The following is a 2,928-nucleotide window of genomic DNA, read 5'->3' on the forward strand; positions in this document are numbered from 1 at the left end:
GCCGGCGGTACGGCGGGGCCCTGGGCGGGCCCGGCGGCGGGCGGCGGCTGCGGGCCGCGGACCCAGCCGCCGGCACCGCCGCGCGCGGTCGGGTCCCAGACCGCCGGAGCGGTGTTCTGCTGGTCCGTCATTGCGCTCTAGCCCCCACCGTGTGCCCGGATGATCTGCCTGGTGCTCTGCCGATGTGCCGCTTCTCGTACGCCGACGGCACCCGTCGGCGCCGCGCGGACACCGTACCGTTCGAACCCCCCGTCCGACGGCCCCGGCACGACGTTAGAGCATCCGTGATCGCCGGTGGGGCGGGTCCGCGGATCCCGGCCCGGCCGGATCAGGCGGTGGTGCGGCGCAGCACCCGCAGCGAACCGGTCACCGAGACCTCCTCGAACCCCTCGGCGAGCGCCCGCAGGTACACCCGGTACGGCGCCTGCCCGCCGTCCGCCGGATCGGGGAAGACGTCGTGCACCACCAGCAGCCCCTCGGGGGCCAGGTGCGGCACCCAGCCCTCGTAGTCCCCGGTCGCGTGCTCGTCGGTGTGGCCGCCGTCGATGAAGACCAGGCCGAGCCGCCCGCCCCACAGCGCCGCGATCTGCGGCGACCGGCCGACCAGGGCCACCACGTGGTCCTCCAGCCCGGCCGCGTGCAGGGTGCGGCGGAACCGCGGCAGCGTGTCCATCCGGCCCACCTCCGGGTCCACCAGCGTCGGGTCGTGGTACTCCCAGCCGGGCTGCTGCTCCTCGGACCCCCGGTGGTGGTCGACGGTCAGCGCCACCGTGCCGGTCTCCCGGGCGGCCGCCGCCAGCAGGATCGCCGAGCGCCCGCAGTAGGTGCCGATCTCCAGCACCGGCAGCCCGGTCCGCCGCGCCGCCGTCACCGCCGCCGCGTACAGCGCCAGCCCCTCGTCCACCGGCATGAACCCGGTCGCGCCCTCGAACGCCGCCAGCACCTCGGCCCCGGGGCGCGTCTCTTCCAGGAGGTCGGACATGTGCGGCTCCTTGCCGGGCGGTCGTTCGGTCGGTACTCCGTGCTTGCCGTCGGACCCTACTCGACGGTACGCCCCGCCGTCCCCACCCGCCCCGCGCCCGGTGCCCGCGGGCGGAACCGCTGGTGGACGGGCAGTGGAACGCGCAGGTGGACGCGCAGGTGGAACGTGTTCTAGTCCGGGTGGACGGGGCGTGCCAGAATCGGCGCGACCACCGATCCGCGGGGAATCCGGGAGCAGCCCATGCGCGCAGCCATCCTGCACAAGACCGGCCAGGACACGCTCGACGTCCGCGACGACGTGGTGGCGGTCGGCTTCGGCCCCGGCAAGGTGCGGGTCCGCCTGCGGGCGGCCAGCCTCTGCCACTCCGACCTCTCGGCGATGAGCGGCGTCCTGCCGCAGCCCGCGCCGTTCGTGCCCGGCCACGAGGGGGCGGGGGACGTGCTGGAGACCGGCGAGGGCGTGACCGGCGTCGCGGCCGGCGACCGGGTGGTGCTCTGCTGGATGGCGCCGTGCGGCCGGTGCGCCCACTGCGAGCACGGCCGCGGTCACCTCTGCATCGCCAGCCTGCGCCGGCTCGGCGCCCCGGGCTTCCGCTTCGGGGGCGCGGACGAGCCGGGCGGGGCGGTCGAGGCCTCCGGCTTCTACGGCACCGGCTCGTTCGCCGAGGAGGTGGTGGTCGACCAGGACGCCGTGATCAAGGTCCCCGCCGACCTCCCGTACGAACTGGCGGCCCTGATCGGCTGCGGGGTCACCACCGGCGTCGGCGCCGCCGTCCACACGGCGCGGGTCGAGCCCGGGGCGTCGGTCGCGGTGATCGGCGCGGGCGGGGTGGGCGTCGCGACCGTGCAGGGTGCCCGGGTCTGCGGCGCGGGCCGGATCGCGGTGGTCGACCCGGTCGCCTCGCGGCGGGAACGGGCGCTGGCCTTCGGCGCCACCGACGCGCTCGCCCCCGAGGAGCTGAAGGCCTTCGCGAAGGGCCTGCCGGGCGGCGGGTTCGACTACGTCTTCGAGGCGGTCGGGCGGTCGGCCACCGTCCGCGCCGGGTACGACGCCGCGCGGCGCGGCGGCGCGGTGGTGGTGATCGGCGCAGGGGCGCAGGACGACCTCGCGCAGTTCACCATGGGCGAGCTGTTCTTCAACGAGAAGCGGCTGCTGCCCTCGCTGTACGGCGGGGCGCCCGTGCCGCGCACGATCGCGCTGGTGGTGGACCTGTGGCGGGCCGGGCGGATCGACCTGGCGCGGATGGTCACCCACCGGGTCGGGCTGGCGGACGTCAACGACGCCATCGCGCAGATGCGGGGCGGCGAGGCGCTGCGCACGGTCGTGACGCTGGGCTGAGCGGCACCGCCCCCGCCGGGTGGAGAGGCCCCGCCGGACGCGCCGGCGCCGGCAGGACGTGACAGGGTCCGCAGGACGTGACAGGGCCCGCCGGGTGCACACCCGGCGGGCCCTGACGCATCCCGGCCGGAGGCTCAGCCCTGCCAGGCGGCGGCGCGGTGCCGGCCGTGCGGGTCGGCCTCGGGGCGGTCGTCGGCGGCGGAGCGGCCGCGGTGGCGGCCGTGCGACGCGGTGTCCTCGGCCGTGGTCCCGTCGGCGTCGGTCCCGGTGGTCGCGGGGCCGGTGGTGTCGGTGAGGGTGTCGGACATCAGAACCGTCTTTTCCGTACGAGGGTGCGAAAGCGTCGGCGCCTGGCGGGCGCCGGCGGGTGTGGTCGGGCACGTGACCGGCGTGACCGGCGGGAACAGGAGCCGGTGGGCTGCGCCCGGAGCCGGTGATCACGGCCCGTGCCACCATAACGGCCGGACCGGGCGAGATCCTATCGAGATCACGACGGCCCGCCCGGCGGGCGGCACGGCACCGCGCGCGGCCGGCGGACCCCGGCCGGTGGCCCACCGGCCGGCGGTGGAGTCCCCTGCCCGGTGCCGATGTCGAGTGCGCCGATCCCC

Annotated in this window: 3 protein-coding genes; 1 reads left to right on the forward strand and 2 read right to left on the reverse strand. The window is 76.7% G+C overall.

All coding sequences use genetic code 11. The annotated features are described in order from the left end of the window. Positions 1-328: 328 nt before the first annotated feature. Positions 329-982, reverse strand: coding sequence for a class I SAM-dependent methyltransferase (locus ABZ885_RS38520; protein WP_360199457.1), 654 nt, complete (start codon positions 980-982; stop codon positions 329-331). A 240-nt stretch (positions 983-1,222) separates the two neighbouring features. Here ABZ885_RS38520 and ABZ885_RS38525 point away from each other — a divergent pair, with 240 nt between their 5' ends. Beyond that, complete coding sequence (locus ABZ885_RS38525) at positions 1,223-2,320, forward strand: alcohol dehydrogenase catalytic domain-containing protein (RefSeq protein ID WP_360199459.1); 1,098 nt, start codon at positions 1,223-1,225, stop codon at positions 2,318-2,320. A 134-nt stretch (positions 2,321-2,454) separates the two neighbouring features. Here the strand turns inward: ABZ885_RS38525 and ABZ885_RS38530 are convergent, their stop codons facing one another. Beyond that, a complete protein-coding gene (locus tag ABZ885_RS38530; protein ID WP_360199461.1) occupies positions 2,455-2,628 on the reverse strand; it encodes a hypothetical protein in 174 nt (57 codons plus the stop codon). Between the last annotated feature and the right edge of the window lie 300 nt (positions 2,629-2,928).

Origin of the sequence: Kitasatospora sp. NPDC047058 (assembly GCF_040643935.1) — a bacterium.
Lineage (GTDB): Bacteria > Actinomycetota > Actinomycetes > Streptomycetales > Streptomycetaceae > Kitasatospora.